This window comes from Streptomyces sp. NPDC047981, assembly GCF_040653315.1.
GTDB lineage: Bacteria > Actinomycetota > Actinomycetes > Streptomycetales > Streptomycetaceae > Streptomyces.
Genome location: NZ_JBEZNQ010000038.1, coordinates 21,590 through 44,312, shown reverse-complemented (window position 1 = coordinate 44,312; position 22,723 = coordinate 21,590). Strand labels below are relative to the sequence as shown.

The window sequence follows — 22,723 nt, the reverse complement described above, 5'->3', positions numbered from 1 at the left end:
AAGGCTACCTGGCCCCCGCGCCCCGCCGTCCTGCCTGTGGACAACCCGGGAGAGCGCCGCCCGCCGCCCCCTTCCTCTACTTCTTGACGAGGTCCGCGCGCAGGTCGTCGAGGACGCTGTTCGCGGCGGTCACGCCGAGGCCGAGGTACCAGGTCTCGTCCGGGACGTCCTTGGCCCGGCCCTCCTTGACCGCCTTCAGGTTCTTCCACAGCGGGTTGGCCTGGGCGGTGTCGCGCTTGGTGGCCTTCGGGTCGCCGTAGACGCCGGTGAAGATCCAGTCGGCGTCGGCCTGGTCGATCTTCTCGGGGCTGATCTCGGCGGCGAGCTCGTCGACCTGCTGGTTCTTCGGTCGCGGCAGGCCGACGTCCTCAAGGATCGTGCCGATGAAGGAGGCCTTGGCGTAGAGCCGGATCTTGCCCGGGAGGTAGCGGACCATGGAGATGGTCGGCTTGTTCGGGCCGCCGGCCGCGTCGATGTCCGTGCCGAGCTGCTTCGCCTTGGTCTCGTACGCGGCGAGCTTCGCCTTCGCGTCCGCGGTCCGGTCGAGGGCCGCGGCGTTGAGGAGGTAGTTCTCCTTCCAGGTGAAGCCGGGGCGGATGGAGAAGACGGTGGGGGCGATCTTGGAGAGCTCGTCGTACTTGTCCGCGGCGCGCAGCTGGCTGCCGAGGATCAGATCGGGCTCCAGGTTGGCGATCGCCTCCAGGTTGAGGTTGTTGATCGTGCCGACGGACTTGGGGGTGCCGGCGTCCTTCTGCAGATACGTGGGGATGCCATCGTCCCCCTCCGCGGGGGCGTAGCCGACGGGCTTGATCCCGAGCGAGACGACGTTGTCGAGCTCGCCGACGTCGAGGACGACGACCCGCTTCGGGGCGGCGGTGATCTCCGTCTTCCCGAGCGCGTGAGTGAGGGTGCGCGGGAACGTGCCGGGCGCCGCGTCCGCCCCCATCGCCGCCGTCTTGGCCGCCGCGTCGCCGAAGTCCTTGCCGCCCGTGGCGACGTCCTTCTTGGCGGCGCCGTCCTTCTTCTCCGAGGTGGCGGCCGGTGCGTCGGCGCCGCCTCCGCAGGCCGCGAGGGAGAGCGCGGCGGCGAGGGCGACGGCTGCGGCTGTGCCGCGGCGGCGGAGGGACATGGAGCGACTCCTGTACGGAAGGCGGTGGCGGCGGCCCTGGAAGCCGCCGCGCGGCCGGCGCGGCACGGGACCGCCACCGGAGTCAGGGGCTCCACTTAGGACCGCCTTACCTTACGCACCACTGATCTCGCCAGCACACCGGGCCCCCTCCCCTCAGCAGAATCGATTCACGGCCACCCTTATGTGTGAAGTGACCGGGCTCGTGTTGTTCGGCAGGAAGTGCGAAAACTAGCTTCGGTGGCCGGAGGTGACGAGTCGATGACAGCCTGTGCCATCGAGACAACGACGGACGACGGCGGCGCGGTGCGGCCGGCGCGCTTCACGATCACGGCGAACGGCGCGTACGCGGCGCGGCTCGCCGGCACGGGGGACGCCCTGTACGCCGAGCGCTGGACGCTGGACGGACCGGAGCCGTACGCCGTACCGCTCCCGCTCGACCAGCCCGAGGAGGCCCACACCCCGCTGCTTCCGCTCGCGGACGGGCGGGTGCTGATCGGCCGCCGCGTGGACGGCCACCGGCACACGTTCTCCCTGCTCTACCCGACGGGCCCGGGCACCGGCCAACTCCCCCTGGGCGCCGTCGAGGCCGAGGAGCTCGTCCTCCTGCCGCCCTCCCCCGACGGCATCTGCGGCTACGCGATGTGCGTCGGCGCGGACACCACCACGATCTGGCTGGTGGCGGGCGGCGCGTTCGGCCCCGAGCAGGTCGCGGAGGTCAAGGGCCGCTGCACGGGCGGTGTCTGGCTGGACCGGACGGGGCGGATGCTGGCCCTCGACCGCCGCCTGGACGGCGGCCCGGTGAAGGCGGTCGCCGTCGACCTGGAGCGCGGTGGCGAGGTCACGCCACTCCTCCAGATCACCGAGGAGAGCGACGACCGGCTGCTGCTCGCCGACCCGGACAGCGGACTGCTCCTGATCCGCTCCGACGCCCCCTCGCCGGGCCACGAACGGCTCGGCTGGGGTGTGCTCGGCAGCCTGCTGCCGATCCGCTTCCCCGAGTGCCTGCGGCTCGACGACGCGGCCGTGACCCCCTTCGCCGTCCAGCCGGGGCAGGTGCTGCTGCCGGAGAGCTGCTCCGTCGCGCTGCGCATCGACGCGGCGGCCGGGAGCTGGGTCGGCATGTGGCAGCCGGCCGGCCGGCGCATGCACCAACTGGCCGCACCCGCGGGCTGGGTGGCCGGTGCGGGGGTCTGGACGCCGGAGGGCGTGCTGCGCCTGCCGTACGCTACGGAGGACACGGCCTGCGGCCTCGCGGGCCTCACGGTCCCGCCGGACCCCGAGCCGGCCGCGGTCACGGTCGAGCCGCGCGTCTGCCGCCCGGTACCGCTCCAGCAGGCTCCGCTCGCCGACCGCAAAGTCGCTGGCTAGACTCTCGGCCGCACGGCAACAGCGATCATTACGGGGTGAGTTTCACCATGTCCGAAGCGCGTACGGACGGCACGGAGCCCGAGGGCTCCGGGAAGCACCGCGGCGAGGCGGCGCCCGGGGAGGACTCCACGTCCTCCCCCCACGGCCGCCACCGCCGCGACGCGGAGCAGTGACGAGAGCCGCGAACACGAGGAACGGCCCCGGGGTGAACCCCGGGGCCGTTCCTCGTCTCTACCCCCGCTTCAGACCGAGCACCTCGGAAGCCGCGAAGGTCTCCCCCGCCGGCCGCCCCGCGTAGTGCGGGGAGAGCAGCCCGTCCAGCTCCTCGTACGTGAACGCGTCCTTCGCCGTGTCGAACTTCGCCGACACCCTCGGCCGGTCCACGATCGCGACCATCCCGCCGTGGACGACGAGCAGTTGGCCGTTGACGCCGGCCGCCGCGGGGGACGCCAGGTAGCCCACGAGCGGTGCCACGTGCTCCGGCGCCAGGGCGTCCAGCTCACCGTCCCCCGGCTCCGCGAAGCCCGCGAAGACGTCCTCCGTCATCCGGGTCCGCGCCCGCGGGCAGATCGCGTTCGCGGTGACGCCGTACTTGGCGAGCGCGAGCGCCGTCGACGTCGTCAGGCCGACGATCCCGCCCTTCGCCGCCGCGTAGTTCGGCTGCCCCGCCGAGCCGGCCAGGAACGCCTCCGAGGAGGTGTTGACGATCCGGCCGTACACGCCGGACTCCCCCGCCTTCGCCCGCCCACGCCAGTGCACCGCAGCGAAGTGCGTGGTGTTGAAGTGGCCCTTCAGATGGACCCGGATCACCGAGTCCCACTCCTCCTCGCTCATCGAGAAGACCATCCGGTCCCGCAGGATGCCCGCGTTGTTGACCAGGATGTCCAGCTTCCCGAACTCGCCGACCGCCAGGTCCACCAGGCCCCGCGCGGTCTCGAAGTCGGCGACGTCGCCCAGGTGCGCGACCGCACGGCCGCCCGCCGCCCTGATCTCGGCGGCGACCTCCTCGGCGGGGGCCGCCGACGCCTCGCCGGAACCGTCCCGCCCCGGCTGGCCGTAGTCGTTGACGACCACCGCGGCGCCCAGGCGGGCGAGTTCCAGCGCCTCGGCCCGGCCGAGGCCCCGGCCGGCTCCGGTGACGATCGCGGACAGCCCCTCAAGAGGGAGTGACATCGATTCGCGTCCTCTCGGATTCAGATCGCATTCAGGTCGGATTCGGGTCGGATATCGGGTCGGACTCAGATCGGCTTCGGATCGGCTTCGGGTCGGCTTCAGATCTCGATGCAGGTGCGCAGCGCGACACCCGTACGCATCTGCTCCAGCGCCTCGTTGATCCCGGCCAGCGGCACCCGGTGGGTGATCAGGGACTCCAGGTCGATCCGGCCTGCCCGCCAGAGCGCGATGGCCCGCTCGTACGAGCGGAGCACGTCACCGCCTCCGTACATCGACGGCAGGATCCGCTTCTCGTCGAAGAACAGCTCGAACATGTTGAGCTGCAGGTGGTCGTCGAGCGCGCCCGCGCCGACGACGCAGAGGGTGCCGCCGCGCCGGGTCGTCTCGTACGCGGTGCGGGCGGTGGCGGACTTGCCGACCACCTCGAAGACGTAGTCGAAGCCCTCGCCCGCGGTGACCCGCTGCTTGGCGTCCGCGAGCGCGTCGGGGGCGACGGCCTCGGTCGCACCGAAGCGGAGGGCGGCCTCGCGCCGGGACTCGACGGGGTCGACGGCGACGATCTGGGCGGCTCCCTGGAGCTTGGCGCCCTGGATCGCGGAGATGCCGACACCGCCGCAGCCGATGACGGCGACCGAGGAACCGGCCTCCACCTTCGCCGTGTTGATGGCCGCGCCGAGCCCGGTGGTCACGCCGCAGCCGATGAGCGCCGCGATGTCGAAGGGGACGTCGTCGGGGATCGGGACGGCGCAGCCCGCGTCGACGACGACCTCCTCGGTGAAGGTGCCGGTCCCCGCGAATCCGAAGACCTCCCCTCCGGGCCTGCGGAAGTTGGGGGTACCGGCGTTCATGAAGCCGGCCAGGCAGAGCTGGGTCTGGCCGCGCTTGCAGGCGGGACAGACCCCGCACGCGGGCAGCCAGCACAGCAGCACCCGCTGGCCCTCGCTCAGCCCGGTGACGCCGTCGCCGACGTCGAGGATCTCGCCCGCGCCCTCGTGGCCGGGGATGAACGGCGCGGGCTGCGGGAGCACACCGCTCATGGCGGAGACGTCGGAGTGGCACAGGCCGGTCGCCCTGACCCGTATCTTGACCTTGCCGGGGCCGAATCCCACGGCCTCGACGTCGTCGAGGACCTCCAGCTTGTCCTGGCCGATCTCGTGCAGTACGGCTGCGCGCATGGTGCGGCTCCAATCGCCCGATCAGGAATACTCGACGAGGGTGTCGGCGAGCACGGGAGCGTCGTCGCGCTCCGCCGCCGTGACCGACACCTGGACGCGGCCGTCCCCGGTCCACATCCGGATACGCAGGGTCTCGCCGGGGAAGACGATCCCGGCGAAGCGGGTGCGGTACGAGCGGACCCGGGCGACGTCCCCGCCGAGCACCGTGTCCACCACCGCCTTGAGGGTCATTCCGTAGGTGCACAGGCCGTGCAGGATGGGCCGGTCGAAGCCCGCGAGCGCGGCGAACTCGGGGTCGGCGTGGAGCGGGTTCCAGTCGCCGGAGAGCCGGTAGAGCAGCGCCTGGTCCTCGCGTACGGGCCGCTCGACGGTCTTCTCGGGCTCGCGGTCCGGGAGTTCGAGCCGCTCGGAGGGCCCGCGGTCGCCGCCCCAGCCTCCTTCGCCGCGGACGAAGATCTGCGCGTCGCTGGTCCACAGCGGGCCCTCGTCGTCGGCGACCTCGGAGCGCAGCACGAGGACGGCCGCCTTGCCCTTGTCGTACACGGCGGCGACGCGGGAGGTCGTGGTGGCCCGCCCCCTGACGGGGACCGGCCGGTGCAGCGTGATCGTCTGGCCGCCGTGCAGGACGGCGGCCAGGTCGATGTCGATGCCGGGCGCGGAGAGCCCGCCGACGACCCCCATGCCGGCGCCGGCGACGGTGGCGAAGCTGGGCAGGACGTGGAGCCTGGATTCGAGGGTGTAGCGGAGCTCTCCCGGGTCGGTCGCCGGGGTGCCGGCGCCCAGTCCGAGGTGGTAGAGCTGGACGTCCTTGTGGTCCCAGCTGATCTCGGCGCTGCGGGGCTCGGCGGCGACGGCCTTGGCGGCATCAATGGGCATGGGGATGCTGCTCCTTGGGGATCCGTGAGGATCGTGAGAGTGGAAGACCTCGGTGCGACCGTCCGCACCGTCGGCCGCACCGAGGCCGTGCGGGGACCGTCCCGTACGCGCCCTTCCTTCCGTTCTAGAACGCGTTCTAGGTCGGTGATCCTCATGTATAGCCGAGCGGCGATGACTTGAGAAGCCCTCCGGCACCCTCTACCTGACGATACGTCAGGTACGTCGGGGCCGCCCGTCAGCCCTTCTGCACGGTGCGCGTGACACCCGCGACGGCGGCCGTCGTCAGGACCCAGCCCGCGGCGATCAGCAGATGGGCCAGCAACTGGAGGACGCCGTCGGTCCAGTACCAGGCCGTGCGCTGCCCGAGACCACCGAGCGGGATCAGGAGGTCGAGCGTGTAGACGAGCGGCTGGAACGGGGCGCCCTCTCCCGGCTTGCTCGGGGAGGGTGTGTCCGTGCCGAAGGCGACCGTACCCAGCAGGGCCAGGCCGAGCAGCCAGCCCGCACGCAGATCGACCCGCCGCCCTTCGGGGAACGCGTCCCTCCCCTCGGAGCCGTCTCGTCCCGGCCGTCGTCCGGTCGCGCTCCACGCGATCCGCTTGACGCGCCCCAACGGCCCTCCCGGCCTACCCTTTTCCTTATGAGCGAGATGCCCCAGGACCACCGCCCGCTGTCGCGCACCCGCGTCCTCCTCGCCGAGGACCAGGGCATGACGCGGGGCGGGCTCGCACTGCTGTTGGGGATGGAGCCGGACATCGAGGTCGTCGCGCAGGTGGGGCGGGGGGACGAGATCGTCGACGCGGCGCTGATCTGGCGGCCCGAGGTGGCGCTGCTCGACATCGAGCTGCCGGGGCGGAGCGGACTCGACGCCGCCGCCGACCTGCGGGCGGAGGTACCCGACTGCCGGGTCCTGATCCTCACCACCGTCGGCCGGCCCGAACACCTCCGGCGGGCCATGGAGGCGGGGGCGGTCGGGTTCCTCGTGAAGGACGGCCCGGTCGCGGAGCTGGCCTCGGCGATCCGGCAGGTCCTGCGGGGCGAGACGGTCATCGACCCCGCCCTCGCGGCGGTGGACCGCCGCACCCCATGACGGGCATGACCGACACCGTCGACGCGGCCCGGCGGTGCGCTGATGTCCGGGCGGGGTCATGGAACATGGCCCGGCGCCCGGCTCAGGTTCCGGGGAGGATACGGCGCGTTTCGTAGGCCCACATCGCGATCTCGACCCTGTTGCGGGCGCCGAGTTTGGCCATCAGGCTGGCGAGATGGGTCTTCACCGTGCTGAGGCTGATGTGCAGTGCGTCGGCGATCTCGGTGTTGGTCAGCCCGCGGGCGACGGCGAGGAGCACCTGCTCCTCGCGGGCGGTGACCGGGGAGACCGGCTGGGCCACGGGCCGGCCGGCGGGCAGGTCCGCGAACGCCTGGAGCAGACGGACGGTGACGCTGGGCGCGATGAGCGCCTCGCCGTCGGACGCCGACCGTACGGCCTGCGCCAGCAGGTCCGGCCCCGTGTCCTTCAGGAGGAATCCGCGGGCGCCGGCGCGCAGTGAGCCGTAGACGTACTCGTCGAGGTCGAACGTGGTGATGACGACCACGGCCAGCGGGTCGGCGACGCCCGGGCCGGCGACCAGCCGGGTGGCCTCGAGCCCGTCGAGTACGGGCATGCGGATGTCGAACAGGCAGACGTCGGGGCGCAGTTCGCGGGCCAGACGTACCGCTTCCCGACCGTCGGCGGCCTCGCCGACCACCTCGATGCCGGGCTGGGCGTTCAGCATGATCCGCAGCCCGGTACGGATGATCGCCTGGTCGTCAGCGACGAGGACGCGAATGGACACCGCTCTCGCTCCTCGCTCTCGGCAGTTCGGCCTCGACATGCCAGCCCCGGTCGGTACCCGGGCCCGCTCGTAGTGTGCCGCCGAGCAGGGTCGCGCGCTCGCGCAGTCCGGTAAGTCCGTATCCGTCGCGGCCCCGGCCGGTGCGCCGGCCGTTGTCGCGCACGCTCACCCGTACCGTGTGCCGTTCCGCGGCGACCCGTACGACGAGCTCGGTCGCGTCGACCGCATGGCGCAGCGCGTTGGTCACCGACTCCTGCACGATCCGGTAGACGGCCGCGTCCACGGCCGGGGGCAGCGCGTCCAGTTCGCCGTCGAGCCCCAGGTCGACCCTGAGGCGACCACCCGGAGTGCGCGCCAGGCGCTCCAGATCCGCGACTCCGGCAGGGGGCGCCAGCTCGGCGCCGACCCCGCGGTCGCGCAGCGCCGCGACCATGGCGCGCATCTCCTCCAGCGTGCGCGCCCCCTCCTCCTCGACCCCCTCCAGCGCCTCGACGGCGGCGGACGGGTCGGCGCCCGCGAGCACCCGGCCCGCCTGGGCGATGATCACCATGGCCGACACGTGGTGGGCCACGGTGTCGTGCAGTTCCCGGGCGAGCTGCTCGCGTTCGCGCGAGCGGACCTGCTCCAACTGCCGCTCGCGAGCGGTCCCCCGGAACCGCACGGCGGCCCCGACCACGCCGGGCAGCAGCAGGAAGGCGATGCCCACGAGCTTCTCCACGACCGGGGTCCCGTCCATGACGACACACAGCACGCCGGCCGCGACGATCACCGCCCCGCCCAGCACGGTCTCGCGTCCCGATCCCCACCGGGGCAGCGCGTACACCAGCACGAGCACGACCCCGCCGGTGTACAGGCCGACGGCCTCGCGCGGTGCGCCGACGAGCGAGGCCACCGCAAGCAGGGCCACCGAGCCGAACGCCAGCGTCACCATCGCCAGCGGGCGGGTCCGGCGCCACAGGGGCAGCAGGCACAGCCATACGGCGAACACCACCGCCACCGGCCGCCACACGACGTTCTCGCGCAGGGCGGCCTCCAGCGCCACACCGGCAAGGCCCGCGGCGAGCAGCGCCCAGTCGCGCCACACCCGGGCGGGTGCGTCGGGCGGCCGGGGTTCGGTCCACAGGGTTCGCAGGTCGTCTCGGAGCACGGTTCTCAGCCTAGGGACCGCGGCGTGCCGCGCATCGGCCGAAAGGACGGGTCGTCACTCCGCCCCTGGGCCGACGGATCCGCGGCCCGCGGGCCGATGCCGCGGAGCGCCGTGGCGGCGAGTCTCGGCATCGGCGGCCGTACAAGGACGGCCGACGAGGTGGTTGGAGGACCAGATGCTCTCGAAAGCCCTGTTGCGCCTGGGCGGGGGCGCCGCCCGCCATCCCTGGCGGGTGATCGCGGCATGGCTGATCGCCGGCACGCTCGTCGTCCTCGCCGCCGTCGCCTTCGGCGGGCGGACCGCGGACTCGATGACCGCTCCGGGACTGGACTCCCAGCGGGCCGCGGAACTGATCGAGCGGGCCGGCACCGGCCAGGAGGGGATGACCGCCCAAGTGGTCGTCACCCCGCTCGACGGCGGTGCGACGTTCTTCGACGACGACGGCGCGCGCACCGCTCTCACGCGGCTGCAGACCGAGGTGGAGCGGCTGCCGCACGTGCTCGGCACGAGCGACCCGGCGGGGGCGCTCGACGCGGGCGGGGACACCGCCGTGCGCGGCGGCCTCGTTTCGGCCGACGGGCGGATCGCGGTCGTCCGGGTGCAGTACCCCGACCAGAGCCGGCTGTCCGCCGAGGACCTCGACGCCCTCGTCGGTCTCGGCGACCGGCTGCGCGCCGAACTGCCGCTGCGCATCGAGATGGGCGGGAACCTCTTCTACGCCTTCTCCGACCCCGACGGCGGCACGAGCGAGCTGATCGGCCTCCTCGCGGCGGCCGCGATCCTGTTCCTGGCGTTCGGTTCGCTCGTCGCCGCCGCGCTGCCGATCGGCATGGCGGTCTTCGGACTGACCGTCGGGGTCGCCACGATGACAGTGGTGGCGGGGGTGACGGAAGTCCCCACCTTCGCACCGGTCCTGGGCAGCATGGTCGGGCTCGGAGTGGGCATCGACTACGCGCTGTTCGTGCTCGCCAGGCACCGGGAGTACCTCGCGTGCGGGCTCGATCCGCAGACGGCGGCCGGACGAGCGGTGGCAACGGCGGGGCGGCCGGTGGTCTTCGCCGGCGGCACCGTCGTCGTGTCGATCCTCGGCCTGGCGGTCGCGAACGTGCCGTTCATGACGGTGGGCGGGGTTGCCGTCTCGATCGTCGTCCTGATGATGGTGCTCGCGTCGGTGACGCTGCTGCCCGCCTTCCTCGGTGCGGCCGGCCCACGCCTGGCCCGGGCCGGCCGGATCGGCCGGGCTCTGCGGACCAGGAAGCCGGGCCGGCTCGCACGGCGGCGGGACCCGGTGGCGGACGCCGCCCACGCCGCCGGGTGGCGTCGCTGGATCGGGCACGTCAGCCGGCACCCGGTGCCGTACGCGATCGGCGCGGCGGGGCTGCTGCTGACCGCGACGCTGCCCGTGCTCGGCCTGCGCGTCGGCCTGCCCGACGACGGCTCGCTGCCCCACAGCCGTACCGAGCGCCGGGCCTACGACCTCGTCGCCGAGGGGTTCGGCCCGGGCATCAACGGTCCCCTCGTCATCGCCGCGGACCCCACCGGTGATCCGGGAGTACTGGACCGACTCGTCGCGGGGGTCGCGGCGGATCCGGGCATCGCGTCCGTCGCGCCGACACACGTCGATCGGGCCACCGGCATCGCGACCCTCGTGGTGTTCCCGACCACCAGCCCTCAGGACAAGGCCACGACCGACACCATCGCCCGGCTGCGCACCGACGTGCTGCCCACGGCGATCGGGCACGGCACGGCCAGGGCCCACGTCGGCGGCGCCGCCGCGAGCCTGTCCGACGTGGGCCAACGCACCAGCCAACGCCTGCCGGCGTTCGTCGCCGCCGTGCTGGCGATGTCGTTCCTGCTGCTGATGCTGGTCTTCCGCTCGGTACTCGTACCGCTCAAGGCGGTCCTGCTGAACCTGCTGAGCATCGGCGCGGCCTACGGCATCATGGTCGCGGTCTTCCAGTGGGGCTGGGGAGGCGCACTCATCGGGCTGGAAGCGACGGTTCCGATCGTGTCCTTCATCCCGATGTTCCTCTTCGCCATCCTGTTCGGCCTGTCGATGGACTACGAGGTGTTCCTCCTCTCCCGCGTACGCGAGGAGTACCTGCGCACCGGCGACAACGGCACGGCGATCGTCGAGGGCATCTCGCGCACCGCCCGGATCATCACCTCGGCCGCCCTCATCATGGTGGCGGTCTTCCTGTCCTTCGCCGTCGCCGACGACCCCTCCACGAAGATGTTCGGGCTCGGCCTGGCCACCGCGATCTTCATCGACGCCACGGTCGTCCGCATGGTGCTGGTACCGGCGACCATGACGCTCCTCGGCCGGACCAACTGGTGGCTGCCGAAGTGGCTGGACCGGATGCTTCCCCGCGGCCCGGTCGCCACCGACGCCACCGAGGACACCGAGGACACCGGCGTCACGCCACTGCCGGAAGCGGTCGTGAACGGTCGACCGGGCGCCGAACTCCGCCGGGATCTCCCGCCGTACGCGCCCTAGGAGCCCTGGTCCTGGCGCGTCGGCTTCGGGAGCCAGAGGAGCATCAGGAGCGCGGCCGCGAGGAGGACGCCCGTCGCCGTGCGAAAGGCAGTGGCGTAGCCGTCCGTCAGGGCTTCGGGGGTCGTGCCGCCGGCCGTGCGGGCGGCGGCCACCGTCGAGAGGACGGCGAGGCCCAGTGCGCCGCCCATCGTGCGGGAGGTGTTGACGAGGCCCGAGACCAGGCCCGCGTCGCCGGGCGCGGCGCTCGACGTGGCGAGGGTGGCCAGCGGAGTCGTCAGCAGGCCTATGCCCGCCATCATCAGGATGCCCGGGCCCAGGATGGTGGTCAGGAACGTGCCGTCGGCGGTCATCGTCGACTGCCAGCCGAACCCGGCCGCGGCCACGAGCGCCCCGATGACCGCGAGGTTGCGCGCGCCGGTCGCCGGCATCAGGCGCGGCGCCAGCTTGGAGCCCACGATGACGCTGACCGAACTGGGGACCAGGGCAAGGCCCGCCTGGAGCGGGGTGTAGCCGAGGACGTTCTGGGCGTAGACGGTCATGAAGAACCACATGCCGAACGAGGTGGAGCCGGCGAGCAGGATCGACACGTTGGCCGCCGAGACCGCCCGGGAGCGGAAGAGCTTCAGCGGCATCAGCGGGGCCGCCGTCCGGGCCTCGACGGCGACGAAGACGCCGAGCAGGGCCAGGCCGCCGAGCAGCGGCACCAGGGTGGACGGGGCTCCCCAACCGCCCTCCTCCGTCTGCACGATGCCGTACGCGACGGACGCCAGGCCGCCGGTGACGAGGACGGCGCCCGGCAGGTCGAGCCGCCGGCCCCCGCCCGTACGGCTCTCGCTCAGCCACAGCGCCGCGCCGGCCAGGACCAGCACGCCGACGGGCACGTTGATCAGGAGCACCCAGCGCCAGGAGAGCAGGTCGACGAGGACGCCTCCGACGAACCCGCCCGCCGCGCCTCCGGCCGCCCCGACCGCCGTCCACGTCCCGATGGCCCGGGTCCGCGCGGGCCCGGCGGGCACGGCCGCGGTCACGATGGTGAGCGTCGCGGGCGCGAGGACCGCGGCGCCGAGCCCCTGCACGGCCCGCGCCGCCACGAGCTGCCAGCCCTCCTGCGCGAGCCCGCCCGCGACGGAGGCCGCGGTGAACAGCCCGAGCCCGAGCAGGAACATCCGCTTCCGGCCGAAGAGGTCCGCCGCCCGCCCGCCGAGCAGCATGAATCCTGCGAAAGCGATGGAGTACGCGTTGAGGACCCACTGCAGCCCGATCGCCGAGAGGCCGAGGTCGGCCCGCATCGACGGCAGGGCGACGTTCACCACCGAGACGTCGAGGACCACCAGGAACTGCCCCGCGCACGCGGCGAGGACGACGAGCCAGGCGCGCGGGGTGGGGCGGCGGACGGACGGGGACGGGGCGGTTGCGGCCGACTCGGCGGCGGACTCGGTTCGGGCCATGCGTGTGATGGTCGCAGAAGGCGATTGCCCCGTACATCGGGAATCGGTCCTACGACCTCAGCAGGCCCCGCCTACGACCGCCGCAGGCCCCGGTTCCGGCCCCTGCTCCCGACCATCGCCTCTTCGCCTCCCCGCCTACGACCGCCGCAGCATCGTCACCACCGCCGCCCCGCCGAGCCCGATGTTGTGCGCCAGCCCCACGCGGGCCCCCGCGACCTGCCTCGGCCCCGCCTCGCCCCGCAGCTGCCAGACCAGCTCGGCGGCCTGGGCGAGGCCGGTGGCGCCCAGCGGATGCCCCTTGGAGATCAGCCCGCCCGACGGGTTCACGACCCACCGCCCGCCGTACGTCGTCGCCCCCGACTCGACGAGCTTCCCGGAGGCGCCGTCCTCGCACATGCCGAGGGCCTCGTAGGTCAGCAGCTCGTTGATGGAGAAGCAGTCGTGGAGTTCGACGACGTCCACGTCCTCGATGCCGAGGCCGGAGCGCTCGTAGACCTGCCGGGCCGCCGCGCGGGACATGGGCCGGCCGACGGCGTCGATGCACGAGCCCGACGCGAAGGAGTCCTCGGTGTCCGTGGTCATGGCCTGCGCCGCGATCTCCACGGCCTTGTCGTGCAGCCCGTGCTCGACCACGAACCGCTCCGACACCACGACCGCCGCCGCCGAGCCGTCCGACGTGGGCGAGCACTGGAGCTTGGTCAGCGGCCGGTGGATGGTCTTGGCGGCGAGGATCTCGTCGACCGTGTACACGTCCTGGAACTGGGCGTTGGGGTTGTTCGCCGAGTGCTGGTGGTTCTTGGCGCCGACGGCCGCGAGCTGGACCTCGGTCGTCCCGTACCGCTCCATGTGCTCCCGGGCCGCGTTGCCGAAGATCTGCGCGGTCGGCGGGGACATCTCGAAGCCGTGGGCGGCGGCCATGATCCCGTAGTGCCGGGCGACGGGCGAGGTCTTGAAGTCGCCGCCGTCGGAGCCGCCCCCCAGCGCCCCGCGCGCCATCTTCTCGAAGCCGAGCGCGAGGACGCAGTCGCTGATCCCGCCCTCCACGAACTGCCGGGCCATCATCAGCGCGGTCGACGCCGTCGCGCAGTTGTTGTTGACGTTGTAGACCGGCACCCCGGTCAGGCCGAGTTCGTACGCGGCGCGCTGCCCGGCCGTGGAGGCCTGGAAGCAGTAGCCGACCGGAACCTGCTGGACCTGGTCGTAGGAGACGCCGGCGTCGGCGAGCGCCGCCGTGCCCGCCTCCTTCGCCATGTCCCAGTAGTTCCAGTCGCGCGTCTCGGGCTTCTCGAACTTCGTCATCCCGACGCCGACGATGTACGCCTTCCCCATGTTCGTGCCCCTCGGTCTCGGTCTCGGTCTCGGGTCTCGGGTCTCGGATCTCGGGTCTCTAGTCCCTCGGGAGGCCGAGCAGCCGCTCGGCCACGACATTGAGCTGGACCTGCGTGGTGCCGCCCGCGATGGTCAGGCAGCGGGACATCAGCAGCCCGTGCACGGCCCGCTCCCCCGCCCCCTCCCGCACGGCGCCCTCGGGGCCGAGCAGTTCGAGCGTCAGGTCGGCGAGCTTCTGCTGGTGGACGGTCTGGACGAGCTTGCGGACGGAGGCACCGGCGCCCGGTTCGAGGCCCGAGACCTGGAGCGTCGTGGTCCGCAGCCCGATGCAGGCGAGCGCGTGCGCCTCGGCGGCCAGGGCTCCGATCCGTACGCGTACGGAGCTGTCGAGGACGGAGCTGTCGGCACCGGCCGCCCGCTCGATCAGCGCTTCGAGACCGGAGTCGAAGGCGACCTGGTCGGCCATGTGGACCCGCTCGTTGCCGAGGGTGTTGCGGGCGACGCGCCAGCCGTCGTTCACCTCCCCGACGACGGCGTCGGCCGGGAGCACGGCACCGTCGAAGAACACCTCGTTGAAGAGCGCGTCCCCGGTGATCTCCTTCAGCGGCCGGATGTCGATCCCGGGGGTGTTCTTCATGTCGACGAGGAAGTACGTGAGCCCTTTGTGCTTGGGGGCGTCGGGGTCGGTGCGGGCGAGCAGGATGCCGTGGTCGACCCACTGGGCGGCGCTCGTCCACACCTTCTGCCCGGTGATCCGCCAGCCGCCGTCCTCGGTGCGTTCCGCCCTCGTACGGAGCGAGGCGAGGTCGGACCCGGCGCCCGGTTCGGAGAAGAGCTGGCACCAGAGCAGCTCGCCCCGGAGGGTGGGCGCGAGGTACCGCTCCTGCTGGGCGGCCGTCCCGTACGCGAGGAGGGAGGGGACGACCCAGGTGGCGATCCCGAGGCCGCTCAGCGCGATACCGGCCGAGTCGAGTTCCCGCTGGACGGCGAGCTGCTGCAGCGGTCCGGCGCCGAGGCCGTACGGGGCGGGCAGGTGCGGGGCGGCGTACCCGGTGGCGGCGAGCGCGCGCCGCGCGGCGCCCGGGTCGAGACCGGCGGCGGGCGCGACCGCCTCGCGCGCGGCGGCGCGGAACGCGTCGGCCTCGGGCGGCAGTTCGAGCCGCAGCTCGCGCCGTACGCCCTCGGCGGCGAGCCGGACGGCCTGCGCCCGGTGGAGGTCGCCCGCGCCGAGGAGCTGGCGGGCGACGAGGGCGCGGCGCAGCGCGAGATGGGCGTCGTGCTCCCAGGTGAAGCCGATGCCTCCGAGGATCTGGATGCAGTCCTTCGCGCAGCTGTAGGCGGCGTCGAGGGCGGTGGCGGCGGCGAGGGCGGAGACGAGGGGCCGAGCGGTCGACCCGGTGGCCCTTGCGGCGTCCCAGGCGAGGGCGCGGGCCTGCTCGACCCGGACGAGCATGTCGGCGCAGAGGTGTTTGACCCCTTGGAACTGCCCGATGGGCCGCCCGAACTGCTCGCGCGTCTTCGCGTACTCGGCCGCCGTCTCCAGGGCCCGCGCGGCGGTCCCACAGGCGTCGGCGGCGAACAGGGCGGCGGCCAGGTCCGGTACGAGAGTCGGGTCGAGGTCCAGGATCCGCTCGGCGGGTACGTGGGTGCCGTCGGCGGTGACCTCGGCGGTCGGCCGCGTCGGGTCGGCGCTCTCGTGCGGGCGGACGGCGAGGGTCGCGGCGTCCACGGCGGCCCACACGACACCCCGCGCGGTGCTCGCGGCCAGGACCAGCAGGTCGGTCTGGGCGCCCCCGAGGACGGGCGGCGCGACCCCGTCGAGGACCAGGCCCCCCTCGACCTCGACCCCGGTCATCCCCCCGGCCCCGAGCGCGACGGCCCCGACCCGCGCCCCGGTGGCGAGGCCCGTGACGAGTTCGCCCGCCCCGGGGACCCGTCTCAGCACCTCCCCGGCGAGCACGGAGGGCAGATACGGCCCCGGCACGAGCGCCCGCGCGGCCTCTTCGAGTACGACGGCCAGATCGACGAGATCGCCGCCCCCGCCTCCGTACTCCTCGGGGAGGTGGATCCCCAGGAGCCCCTGCTCGGCGAGCCCGTCCCAGTGGGCGGGCCGCCCGACGCCGCCGCTCTCGGCGGGCGCGTCGAGGAGCTTCCGTACGTCCTCGGACGGCACGGCCCGAGCGAACCACCCGCGCACGGACCGGGCCAACTCCCGCTGCTCTTGCGTGATTCCGATGCCCATGGGCGGCAGACTAGAACACGTTCCAATCTGACGGAAGGTCAGAAAGCCCACGGGTTCGCCCGGACCTGTAACGTGTCCCTCTTCGGCCGGAGTCGGCGAGACCCGGCCGGAGTCCTGTGAGGCTGTGCCCGATGACCCTGGCTCCCGACGATTCCCGCAAGACATCCGCGCGACTCCGGCTCGATCACGCTCTGGAGCGGGTGGAGATCACCTTCCGGGGGATGACCGCCCAAGCCGACGAGGTCCAGTGCGACTGCCACTGGGGCAGCGACGAGGAGCTGGCGCTCCTGAAGCGCCCGGACATCGCGCTCGATCCCGACCTCCTGCGTCGCACGTGGAGCGCCCCCGACTGGCGGGACCACGGCGCGGTGCTCCGCCGCGTCCTGCCGCAGCTCGCCCGGTCACTGGTCCAGGGGATGGACGCGCCGGCGTACGACATGGAAGCCATCGGACGCTCCTTCGCCCGTGGCGGCTGGCGGGAGTGGCCCGAGCCCCAGAGTGCGGCGGTGTGGGAGTTCCTGCACGCCTGGTGGGCGTACAGCCTGACGACTCCGGAGCCGGCGGTCGCCGTGCACGACCTGATCATTCTGTGCGTGGAGGCGTCCGAGACGCTCACGCCGTGGCTGGCGGCCTGGGAAGCGCTCGACGACCGGCACGCCGACCGGCACCTGGCCGAGGCGGCCGACGCCTGGGAGTACGACCTCCTGGCCGACAGTCTCCCCTGGTACCCCTGGAGCGACGAGTCGGCAGCCCTGTGCGCCGAACTCTCCTCCTGGCTCGCCCGCCACGCCCCGACACGGCTGCGCACCCCGGACGTCTCCGAGGAACTGCTCCACCGGATACGCCTCATCGGCCTGACGGGCCCCGCCCGCTGGGAGGACCCGCACTGGCCGAACCACCGCTACTGAGCGACCCCGAGGAGCCGGCGGAGCCAGCGGGTGCGGGTGGCGCGGGCGTCCTGGCTGACGGCGGCGTCCGGGGCGAAGCCGTCGAACGAGTGGTACGCGCCGGGCCAGACGTGCAGTTCGGCCCGGCCGCCCGCCCGCCAGATCGCGTCGGCGTACGCCACGTTCTCGTCCCGGAACATCTCGGCCGAGCCGACGTCGATGTAGGCGGGAGGAAGCCCGGAGAGGTCCGTCGCGCGGGTGGGCGCCGCGTAGGGCGGGACGTCGGCGGAACCCTGGCGGAGGTCGCCGAGGTACGCCTGCCAGAACGTCGTGTGCGAGGTGAGGTCCCCGATGTCGATCCCCGACATCTGGTGGGTGGAGAAGCCCTCCATCCGGTCGTCGAGCATCGGGCAGAGCAGCACCTGCCCGAGCACGGCCGGCCCGCCCCGGTCACGCGCCAGCAGCGCGAGCCCGGCGGCGAGCCCACCGCCCGCGCTCTTGCCGCCGACGACGACCCTGTCGGGATCGATCCCCAACTCGGCCGCGTGCTCGACGGCCCACACCAGCGCCGCGTAACAGTCCTCCAGCGGCCCCGGGTACGGCGTCTGCGGCGCGAGCCGGTACTCGACCGAGAGGACCGCCATGCCGAGCGGCTCCGCCCAGTCGTTCAGGACGCGCGGCAGCACGGACCACGCGTTGCCCATGACCATGCCGCCGCCGTGCATGTAGAGCATCAGCGGGAGCGGCCGCCCCGCGAGCCCGGCGGGCCGCGCACTCACGAGCGTGACCTCGGGTGCACCCGAAGGCCCCGGCACGCTCAGCTCCGCCACCTCGAACCGCCCGCCGTCGCCCAGCTCCTCGACGGTCGGCCGGGTCCGGGCGGCGACGTCCCGCGCCTGCACGGCGAGCAGGTTCTCCGGCGTGACGGACGCGAACATCTCGGGGTCGAGCGCCGCGAGCACGACGGCCAGCTCGGGATCGAAGGGCGGTACGGGCATCCCCAGGGCCCCTCAGCCGATCCGGCCCTCGGCGGCGGCCACCACGAACGCGGTGAACGCCGCCGGGCTGGCCAGGAACGCGGGCCCCTCGGGGTTCTTGGAGTCCCGGACGGCGATGTGGGCGGCGAGGTCGGCGACTTCGAGGCACTGACCGCCGGTGTCGCTGCTGTAGGAGGACTTTCGCCAGGCGGCGGCGCCGAGGGGGGCGCATTCGACGCACTGGCCACCCGTGTCGCCGCTGTACGACGACTTACGCCAACGCACGCCCGTCAGGTGCTGGTTGGTCCCCATAGCGCTCCTCCATTACGCGGGCGATCAGCGCCGCCGACTCCTCCACGGAGAACGCGGCAGCCTGAAGGTGATCGTAACGGAGCGACCCCTCCCTGATGGCTGCCGGATCGGCAGTCATGTGCCCTTGGACGAAGTCCTCCGTGTACACGATGTCGGGGTCGTCCTCGAAGCGCAGCAGGTTGAACGAGCCTGGCAATCCCGCATGTGCCCCAGCCGCGAACGGAAGGATCTGGATCTTCAGCCATTCCCGCTCCTGCATCGCCAACAGGTGGGCCAGTTGGTTTCGCATCACCGCCCGCCCGCCGATCTCCTGATGCAGGACAGCCTCGCTCATGACCACCCAGACCAACGGCGGGGACGCCCGATCCAGGATGCGTTGCCGCTCCATGCGAGCTGCGACCTTGGTGTCGAGGTCGTCCACGGTCCGGGCCCCGAGAACAGCCCGCGCGTAGTCGGGTGTCTGGAGCAGGCCGTCAACCAACTGCGCTTGGAAGGAGTAGATGCAGGCTGCCTTCGCCTCCATCTCCGCGTACGGCTGGAACCACGCAGGCAGCTGACTCTTGAGAACCAACCCCACCAAGCGTGTGAACGCCCCGCCCGTCATCAGGGCCGCATCCAACTGCTCCGAGAACTTCCGCGTGGGGACCTTCTTCGCCGTCTCAATCTGGCCGATCAGCGACGCCGAGCAGAAGACGATGTCGCCCACTTGCTGCTGACTGAGGCCCGCCTCCTCCCTCAAACGGCGAAGTTCCCAGCCGTAGTAGTCCAGCGGCGAGGCGCTGGGGTCGAGGCTGCGGATGTTGACCACGACGAGGTCACCCCCAAGCTCACGCTTCACTGCGTTCGTTTCGGTCCGTAGCCGAGCGTAACCAGACCACTCCACCCTGGTGGCATGAATCACGCAACTGACCTCTATCCGGCGGAACTTCAGAACAGCTACCGCATGGGCTTCACCGTCGGTGAGCACTCCGCCGGTCACATGCGCCGCATCCTGCGCATGTCCCTCGGCCGTTGGGGGCTCGACCACCTCGCCGACGCCGGTGCGCTCGCGCTGACCGAGCTGGTCGCCAATGTCGTGCGGCACGTGCCCGGGCGGCGGTGCACGGTGCTGTTCCTGCGGGAGCCGCACGGGCTGCGGGTGGAGGTCGCGGACGACGTGCCGGGGGCGCTGCACGCGAAGGTCGCCGAGCCGCTCGCGGAGGGTGGGCGGGGGCTCGCGCTGGTGGAGGGGGTGACGGACCGGTGGGGGGTGTCGGAGGGGGCCGCGGGGAAGACGGTGTGGTTCGAGTGCGACGCGTAGGGCACGATGGGCGCTCGCACGTGCCGTACCCGCCAGTAGGAGGCCCCCTATGCCCGCGCCCGAGATCGTCGCCGCCTTCGAGGCCGCCAAGGGCTTCATGCCGCTCGACGAGGGGCTTGCCCTGCACGCCGCCGCCACGGAGGCCGCGAAGCTCGGGCTGCCGCTCCTTGAGGTCGGGACGTACTGCGGGCGGTCCACGATCCTGCTGGCCGACGTGGCGCGGGAGGCCGGCACGGTCGCGGTGACCGTGGACCACCACCGCGGCAGCGAGGAGCAGCAGCCGGGGTGGGAGTACCACGACCCGACCGTCGTGGACCCCGAGGTCGGCCTCATGGACACCCTGCCGACCTTCCGCCGGACCCTGCGGAAGGCGGGCCTCGAGGAGCACGTGATCGCGGTCGTCGGGCGCTCCCCGCAGGTCGCCAGGGTCTGGGCGGGCGAGCTGGGCCTCGTCTTCATCGACGGGGGTCACACCGACGAGCACGCAGGCAACGACTACGAGGGCTGGGCGCCCAAGGTCGCGGCCGGCGGCCTGCTCGTGATCCACGACGTCTTCCCGAACCCGGAGGACGGCGGCCAGGCCCCGTACCGGATCTACCTCCGCGCCCTGGAGTCGGGCGACTTCGAGGAGGTCTCCGTCACCGACTCGCTCCGGGTCCTGCGCCGCCGCTGACCCCGTCCAGCGGTCAACCGAACGACGGCCACCGGTCGGCGGCCCAGTCCCGCCAGGTCCGCCATCCGGCGGGTGGTCCGTCGTCCGCCCGCCCGTCGAGCTCCGCCGGGTCGGGCTCCTCGAACAGGGCCCGGCCGTGCCGGAGGTCGGCCTCGGTCAGCGGGAACGTCTCCTCCGGGGTGGTCGCCCAGCGGTGGGCGATCCTGGCCCTCTGGGTCTCCTCGTCCACGGGCACGTAGACCATGCGGAAGCGCGCGCCCGCGGCCTGCGACAGCGAGCGGACGGCGGACCGCTCGTCCCTGGACCAGCAGCCGTAGTCGACGACCACATCGGTGCCGACCCTCACCGCCTCCAGGGCCAGCCAGAGCATCCGCCCCTCCTGCACGTCGCGCTTCCCGTCCGCCTCCGACTCCCCGAACAGCGGGATCATCCAGTCGTCGGGTGTCAGGCGCAGCGCGCCGTGCTCGTGCGCGAGCTGCCGGGCGCGTGTCGTCTTGCCGGATCCGGGCAGGCCGACCATCAGGAACAAGGTGGTCACGGCCCGATCGTGGCAGCGCGGTCGGGCGGACGACCACCGCTTTTCGTCCGCCCGGTCACGCTGCCCGGACTCCCTCCCTAGAGCCCGAAGCCGTAGCCCTTCGTCACGTACAGGCAGTTCGTGTACGAGTACCCCGACTGGATCTTCGCCGTGCTCGACTTGTCCGCCGCCGAGAGGGAGCTCGCGCTCGGCCGCTTCTGGAGGAAGTGGTAGTCGCCCGCGGGCAGCCACAGCGTGGCCTTCGGGTACTTGGACGAGGGCCCCGAGCACACCTTGGGCTTCGGCGCGCCCAGCCGCTGCGCGAGGCCGCCGCTCTCGTACGTCGTGCACGTCCCGCAGGACTTCAGCGTGACGCGTCCGGTCACCGGGCCGGTGTAGAGCAGCTCGACCTCACCGGGGCCGTCGTTGGAGACCACCATGACCATCCGGGAGCCGCCCGGTGCCGTGGCGGACGGCAGCCGCTTGCCCGCGTCCGGCGTCTCGTCGGCTATCTCGGCGGCGATGGCGATGGAGCGCGCGTGGGCGACCTGCGGGCTGTCCGGGTGGTCCTTGACGTAGTCGTTCATCGTCTGGAGGGCCTCGCCGAAGTCCTTGTCCTCGAACTGCTTCACCCCACAGGCGAAGTCGCCCTTCTGGATCTCCTTGCCCGTGTCGGTGGAGACGGCGGCGAAGGTGTCCTTGGGAAGCAGGTCGACGGTGGTGCGGAAGCGCTCCAGTTCGAGGACGGCGTCGCAGGGGTTCGTGCCGCCGGCGGTTATCGCCGCCGCCCGGGTCCGCAGGCTCTCGCGGACCGTCGGCTCGACCTTCTTCGCGTACGAGGACTCCGGGAACGTCGACAGCAGCGCGTTCAGGTTGTCCCCGGCCGCCGCCTCCGTACCCGCGCCGGCGAGTCCGGTGATGCCGCACTCGTACCAGGAGTGGGCCAGCGGGTCGTCCGCCTTCCCCGTGAGCCCGTCGAGGAGCGCGCGGTCCACCCGCTCGGGCAGGGCGCGCAGATGCTGGAGCCCCGGGACCGCCTCGCAGTACTTCTTCTGCTGGTACGGGACCGAGACGGACGTGTAGTAGTCGGTCAGCCGGTCGGGGACGAGACGGCCTGCGCGGGAGTCCTTGTGCTTCGTGCCGAGCTCCTGGTAGACGTCGAGCGCCTTGCGGTACGTGTGTTCCGCCCCGCCGAAGCTCTGCCCCTCCACCGACTTCACCTGCTCGTCCGCCGCCGCGAGCCGGGCCAGCAGCGACTGCTCCACCGCCTCGTCCCGCGCCGCGCCGTAGGCGACGGAGCCGCCGACGGGCACCGCGAGGAGCACGAGCCCGAGGGCGATCGGGAGCGCGAGCCGCCCCGCCCCGGCCGCCGCTGCCCCTGCGCCGGCGCCTCCGGGCAGGGCGAGCGGGGCGCGCAGTCCGCGCCTGGCCCCGTCGAAGGCCGCGGCGAGCAGGAAGGCTCCGTACCCGACGAGGACGCCGGTGGGCACGCCGTCCACGTCGGCGGGCAGCGCGACGAGCAGCAGGACGGCCGTCGCGAGCACGCAGACGGCGGCCTGGATCCACTTCTTGAGCAGGACGTATCCGAGGCCGAGGCAGGAGAGGTTCAGTAACCCGACGAGCAACGCCTGCGCCGGGTTCGACTCGACCGGCGCGGCGGGCGGCTCGGGCGGTACCGGCATCCCCGGCGGCTGGTCCGGAGGCTGCGCGGGCGGCGGCTGCGCGGGCGGCGGCGGGAACCCCGTCGCCCCGTACGCCCCCGTCGCCCCAGGCACGCCCGGGGTCCCCTGGGCCCCGTAGGCCCATGGCGTCTCCGAGACGCGCGGGTCCGGCTCTCC

The 22,723-nt window shown here is 72.8% G+C and carries 21 protein-coding genes and 1 pseudogene; 7 read left to right on the top strand and 15 right to left on the bottom strand.

The features are described 5' to 3' along the window. Positions 1-76 precede the first annotated feature (76 nt). Positions 77-1,129, bottom strand: coding sequence for an iron-siderophore ABC transporter substrate-binding protein (locus tag AB0E14_RS22830; protein ID WP_362421004.1), 1,053 nt, complete (start codon positions 1,127-1,129; stop codon positions 77-79). A 258-nt stretch (positions 1,130-1,387) separates the two neighbouring features. On the opposite strand from AB0E14_RS22830, the gene AB0E14_RS22825 reads away from it, so the two are divergent. After that, positions 1,388-2,497, top strand: a complete 1,110-nt coding sequence (locus AB0E14_RS22825; protein ID WP_362421001.1) for a hypothetical protein — start codon at positions 1,388-1,390, stop codon at positions 2,495-2,497. A 47-nt stretch (positions 2,498-2,544) separates the two neighbouring features. Beyond that, complete coding sequence (locus AB0E14_RS22820; protein WP_362420998.1) at positions 2,545-2,670, top strand: hypothetical protein; 126 nt, start codon at positions 2,545-2,547, stop codon at positions 2,668-2,670. Positions 2,671-2,728: 58 nt separating this feature from the next. Here AB0E14_RS22820 and AB0E14_RS22815 read toward each other — a convergent pair whose 3' ends face one another. The 4 genes from AB0E14_RS22815 to AB0E14_RS22800 form a co-directional block, all read right to left on the bottom strand. After that, entirely contained in the window at positions 2,729-3,670 is a 942-nt protein-coding gene (locus tag AB0E14_RS22815; protein WP_362420995.1) for a 3-oxoacyl-ACP reductase, read from the bottom strand. A 98-nt stretch (positions 3,671-3,768) separates the two neighbouring features. Further along, positions 3,769-4,845, bottom strand: coding sequence for a Zn-dependent alcohol dehydrogenase (locus AB0E14_RS22810; RefSeq protein ID WP_362420992.1), 1,077 nt, complete (start codon positions 4,843-4,845; stop codon positions 3,769-3,771). Between the two features lie 21 nt (positions 4,846-4,866). Continuing rightward, the gene (locus tag AB0E14_RS22805; RefSeq protein WP_362420989.1) at positions 4,867-5,721 is read right to left on the bottom strand and encodes a MaoC/PaaZ C-terminal domain-containing protein; all 855 of its coding nucleotides are present in this window, start codon (positions 5,719-5,721) and stop codon (positions 4,867-4,869) included. Between the two features lie 235 nt (positions 5,722-5,956). After that, a complete protein-coding gene (locus tag AB0E14_RS22800; protein WP_362420986.1) occupies positions 5,957-6,334 on the bottom strand; it encodes a hypothetical protein in 378 nt (125 codons plus the stop codon). 27 nt (positions 6,335-6,361) lie between these two features. Here AB0E14_RS22800 and AB0E14_RS22795 point away from each other — a divergent pair. Further along, positions 6,362-6,790, top strand: a pseudogene (locus AB0E14_RS22795) (response regulator); the annotation flags it as partial. A gap of 103 nt (positions 6,791-6,893) precedes the next feature. Here AB0E14_RS22795 and AB0E14_RS22790 read toward each other — a convergent pair. Both AB0E14_RS22790 and AB0E14_RS22785 read right to left on the bottom strand, forming a co-directional pair. Then, positions 6,894-7,556 (bottom strand): response regulator transcription factor, encoded by a 663-nt coding sequence (locus tag AB0E14_RS22790; RefSeq protein ID WP_030956390.1) that lies wholly within the window; start codon positions 7,554-7,556, stop codon positions 6,894-6,896. After that, positions 7,531-8,703, bottom strand: a complete 1,173-nt coding sequence (locus AB0E14_RS22785) for a histidine kinase (protein ID WP_362420982.1) — start codon at positions 8,701-8,703, stop codon at positions 7,531-7,533. Before AB0E14_RS22785 ends, AB0E14_RS22790 begins: the two co-directional genes overlap by 26 nt. Positions 8,704-8,878: 175 nt before the next feature. Between AB0E14_RS22785 and AB0E14_RS22780 the strand changes: the two genes are divergently transcribed. Further along, positions 8,879-11,200 carry an MMPL family transporter gene (locus tag AB0E14_RS22780; RefSeq protein WP_362420979.1) on the top strand — a complete coding sequence of 774 codons (2,322 nt, stop codon included), beginning with the start codon at positions 8,879-8,881 and terminating at the stop codon, positions 11,198-11,200. Here AB0E14_RS22780 and AB0E14_RS22775 read toward each other — a convergent pair. The 3 genes from AB0E14_RS22775 to AB0E14_RS22765 all read right to left on the bottom strand — a co-directional run bounded on the left by AB0E14_RS22775 (position 11,197) and on the right by AB0E14_RS22765 (position 16,219). Continuing rightward, complete coding sequence (locus AB0E14_RS22775) at positions 11,197-12,648, bottom strand: MFS transporter (RefSeq protein ID WP_362420976.1); 1,452 nt, start codon at positions 12,646-12,648, stop codon at positions 11,197-11,199. The two genes, AB0E14_RS22780 and AB0E14_RS22775, sit on opposite strands and share 4 nt — an antisense overlap. Before the next feature lie 135 nt (positions 12,649-12,783). After that, a complete protein-coding gene (locus AB0E14_RS22770; RefSeq protein ID WP_362420973.1) occupies positions 12,784-13,977 on the bottom strand; it encodes a lipid-transfer protein in 1,194 nt (397 codons plus the stop codon). Positions 13,978-14,035: 58 nt separating this feature from the next. Beyond that, positions 14,036-16,219, bottom strand: a complete 2,184-nt coding sequence (locus tag AB0E14_RS22765) for an acyl-CoA dehydrogenase (RefSeq protein ID WP_362420970.1) — start codon at positions 16,217-16,219, stop codon at positions 14,036-14,038. Positions 16,220-16,350: 131 nt separating this feature from the next. Here AB0E14_RS22765 and AB0E14_RS22760 point away from each other — a divergent pair, with 131 nt between their 5' ends. Continuing rightward, positions 16,351-17,127, top strand: a complete 777-nt coding sequence (locus AB0E14_RS22760) for a hypothetical protein (RefSeq protein ID WP_362420967.1) — start codon at positions 16,351-16,353, stop codon at positions 17,125-17,127. Here AB0E14_RS22760 and AB0E14_RS22755 read toward each other — a convergent pair. Genes AB0E14_RS22755 through AB0E14_RS22745 form a run of 3 tightly spaced genes read right to left on the bottom strand, consistent with a single transcriptional unit; the run spans position 17,121 to position 19,203 of the window. Continuing rightward, positions 17,121-18,104: an alpha/beta hydrolase gene (locus tag AB0E14_RS22755; protein ID WP_362420964.1), complete on the bottom strand. Its 984-nt coding sequence runs from the start codon at positions 18,102-18,104 to the stop codon at positions 17,121-17,123. The genes AB0E14_RS22760 and AB0E14_RS22755 overlap by 7 nt on opposite strands. 12 nt (positions 18,105-18,116) lie before the next feature. Then, positions 18,117-18,395 carry a DUF397 domain-containing protein gene (locus AB0E14_RS22750; protein ID WP_362420960.1) on the bottom strand — a complete coding sequence of 93 codons (279 nt, stop codon included), beginning with the start codon at positions 18,393-18,395 and terminating at the stop codon, positions 18,117-18,119. Next, positions 18,355-19,203, bottom strand: coding sequence for a helix-turn-helix transcriptional regulator (locus tag AB0E14_RS22745; RefSeq protein WP_362420958.1), 849 nt, complete (start codon positions 19,201-19,203; stop codon positions 18,355-18,357). Before AB0E14_RS22745 ends, AB0E14_RS22750 begins: the two co-directional genes overlap by 41 nt. 84 nt (positions 19,204-19,287) lie before the next feature. Here AB0E14_RS22745 and AB0E14_RS22740 point away from each other — a divergent pair, with 84 nt between their 5' ends. Together AB0E14_RS22740 and AB0E14_RS22735 are read left to right on the top strand one after the other, a co-directional pair. Next, positions 19,288-19,695 (top strand): ATP-binding protein, encoded by a 408-nt coding sequence (locus AB0E14_RS22740; protein ID WP_362420955.1) that lies wholly within the window; start codon positions 19,288-19,290, stop codon positions 19,693-19,695. Between the two features lie 49 nt (positions 19,696-19,744). After that, positions 19,745-20,368, top strand: a complete 624-nt coding sequence (locus AB0E14_RS22735) for a class I SAM-dependent methyltransferase (RefSeq protein ID WP_362420952.1) — start codon at positions 19,745-19,747, stop codon at positions 20,366-20,368. Between the two features lie 13 nt (positions 20,369-20,381). Here the strand turns inward: AB0E14_RS22735 and AB0E14_RS22730 are convergent, their stop codons facing one another. Together AB0E14_RS22730 and AB0E14_RS22725 are read right to left on the bottom strand one after the other, a co-directional pair. After that, complete coding sequence (locus tag AB0E14_RS22730) at positions 20,382-21,023, bottom strand: ATP-binding protein (RefSeq protein ID WP_362421078.1); 642 nt, start codon at positions 21,021-21,023, stop codon at positions 20,382-20,384. Then, complete coding sequence (locus AB0E14_RS22725; protein WP_362420949.1) at positions 20,984-22,660, bottom strand: hypothetical protein; 1,677 nt, start codon at positions 22,658-22,660, stop codon at positions 20,984-20,986. The genes AB0E14_RS22730 and AB0E14_RS22725 overlap by 40 nt, the downstream gene beginning before the upstream one ends. Positions 22,661-22,723 lie beyond the last annotated feature (63 nt).

Coding starts and splice junctions, on each gene's coding strand:
- AB0E14_RS22735 (WP_362420952.1), top strand. CDS start 19,745: ATGCCCGCGCCCGAGATCGTCGCCGCCTTCGAGGCCGCCAAGGGCTTC.
- AB0E14_RS22810 (WP_362420992.1), bottom strand. CDS start 4,845: ATGCGCGCAGCCGTACTGCACGAGATCGGCCAGGACAAGCTGGAGGTC.
- AB0E14_RS22760 (WP_362420967.1), top strand. CDS start 16,351: ATGACCCTGGCTCCCGACGATTCCCGCAAGACATCCGCGCGACTCCGG.
- AB0E14_RS22820 (WP_362420998.1), top strand. CDS start 2,545: ATGTCCGAAGCGCGTACGGACGGCACGGAGCCCGAGGGCTCCGGGAAG.
- AB0E14_RS22830 (WP_362421004.1), bottom strand. CDS start 1,129: ATGTCCCTCCGCCGCCGCGGCACAGCCGCAGCCGTCGCCCTCGCCGCC.
- AB0E14_RS22765 (WP_362420970.1), bottom strand. CDS start 16,219: ATGGGCATCGGAATCACGCAAGAGCAGCGGGAGTTGGCCCGGTCCGTG.
- AB0E14_RS22755 (WP_362420964.1), bottom strand. CDS start 18,104: ATGCCCGTACCGCCCTTCGATCCCGAGCTGGCCGTCGTGCTCGCGGCG.
- AB0E14_RS22805 (WP_362420989.1), bottom strand. CDS start 5,721: ATGCCCATTGATGCCGCCAAGGCCGTCGCCGCCGAGCCCCGCAGCGCC.
- AB0E14_RS22740 (WP_362420955.1), top strand. CDS start 19,288: ATGAATCACGCAACTGACCTCTATCCGGCGGAACTTCAGAACAGCTAC.
- AB0E14_RS22780 (WP_362420979.1), top strand. CDS start 8,879: ATGCTCTCGAAAGCCCTGTTGCGCCTGGGCGGGGGCGCCGCCCGCCAT.
- AB0E14_RS22750 (WP_362420960.1), bottom strand. CDS start 18,395: ATGGGGACCAACCAGCACCTGACGGGCGTGCGTTGGCGTAAGTCGTCG.
- AB0E14_RS22770 (WP_362420973.1), bottom strand. CDS start 13,977: ATGGGGAAGGCGTACATCGTCGGCGTCGGGATGACGAAGTTCGAGAAG.
- AB0E14_RS22825 (WP_362421001.1), top strand. CDS start 1,388: ATGACAGCCTGTGCCATCGAGACAACGACGGACGACGGCGGCGCGGTG.
- AB0E14_RS22775 (WP_362420976.1), bottom strand. CDS start 12,648: ATGGCCCGAACCGAGTCCGCCGCCGAGTCGGCCGCAACCGCCCCGTCC.
- AB0E14_RS22815 (WP_362420995.1), bottom strand. CDS start 3,670: ATGTCACTCCCTCTTGAGGGGCTGTCCGCGATCGTCACCGGAGCCGGC.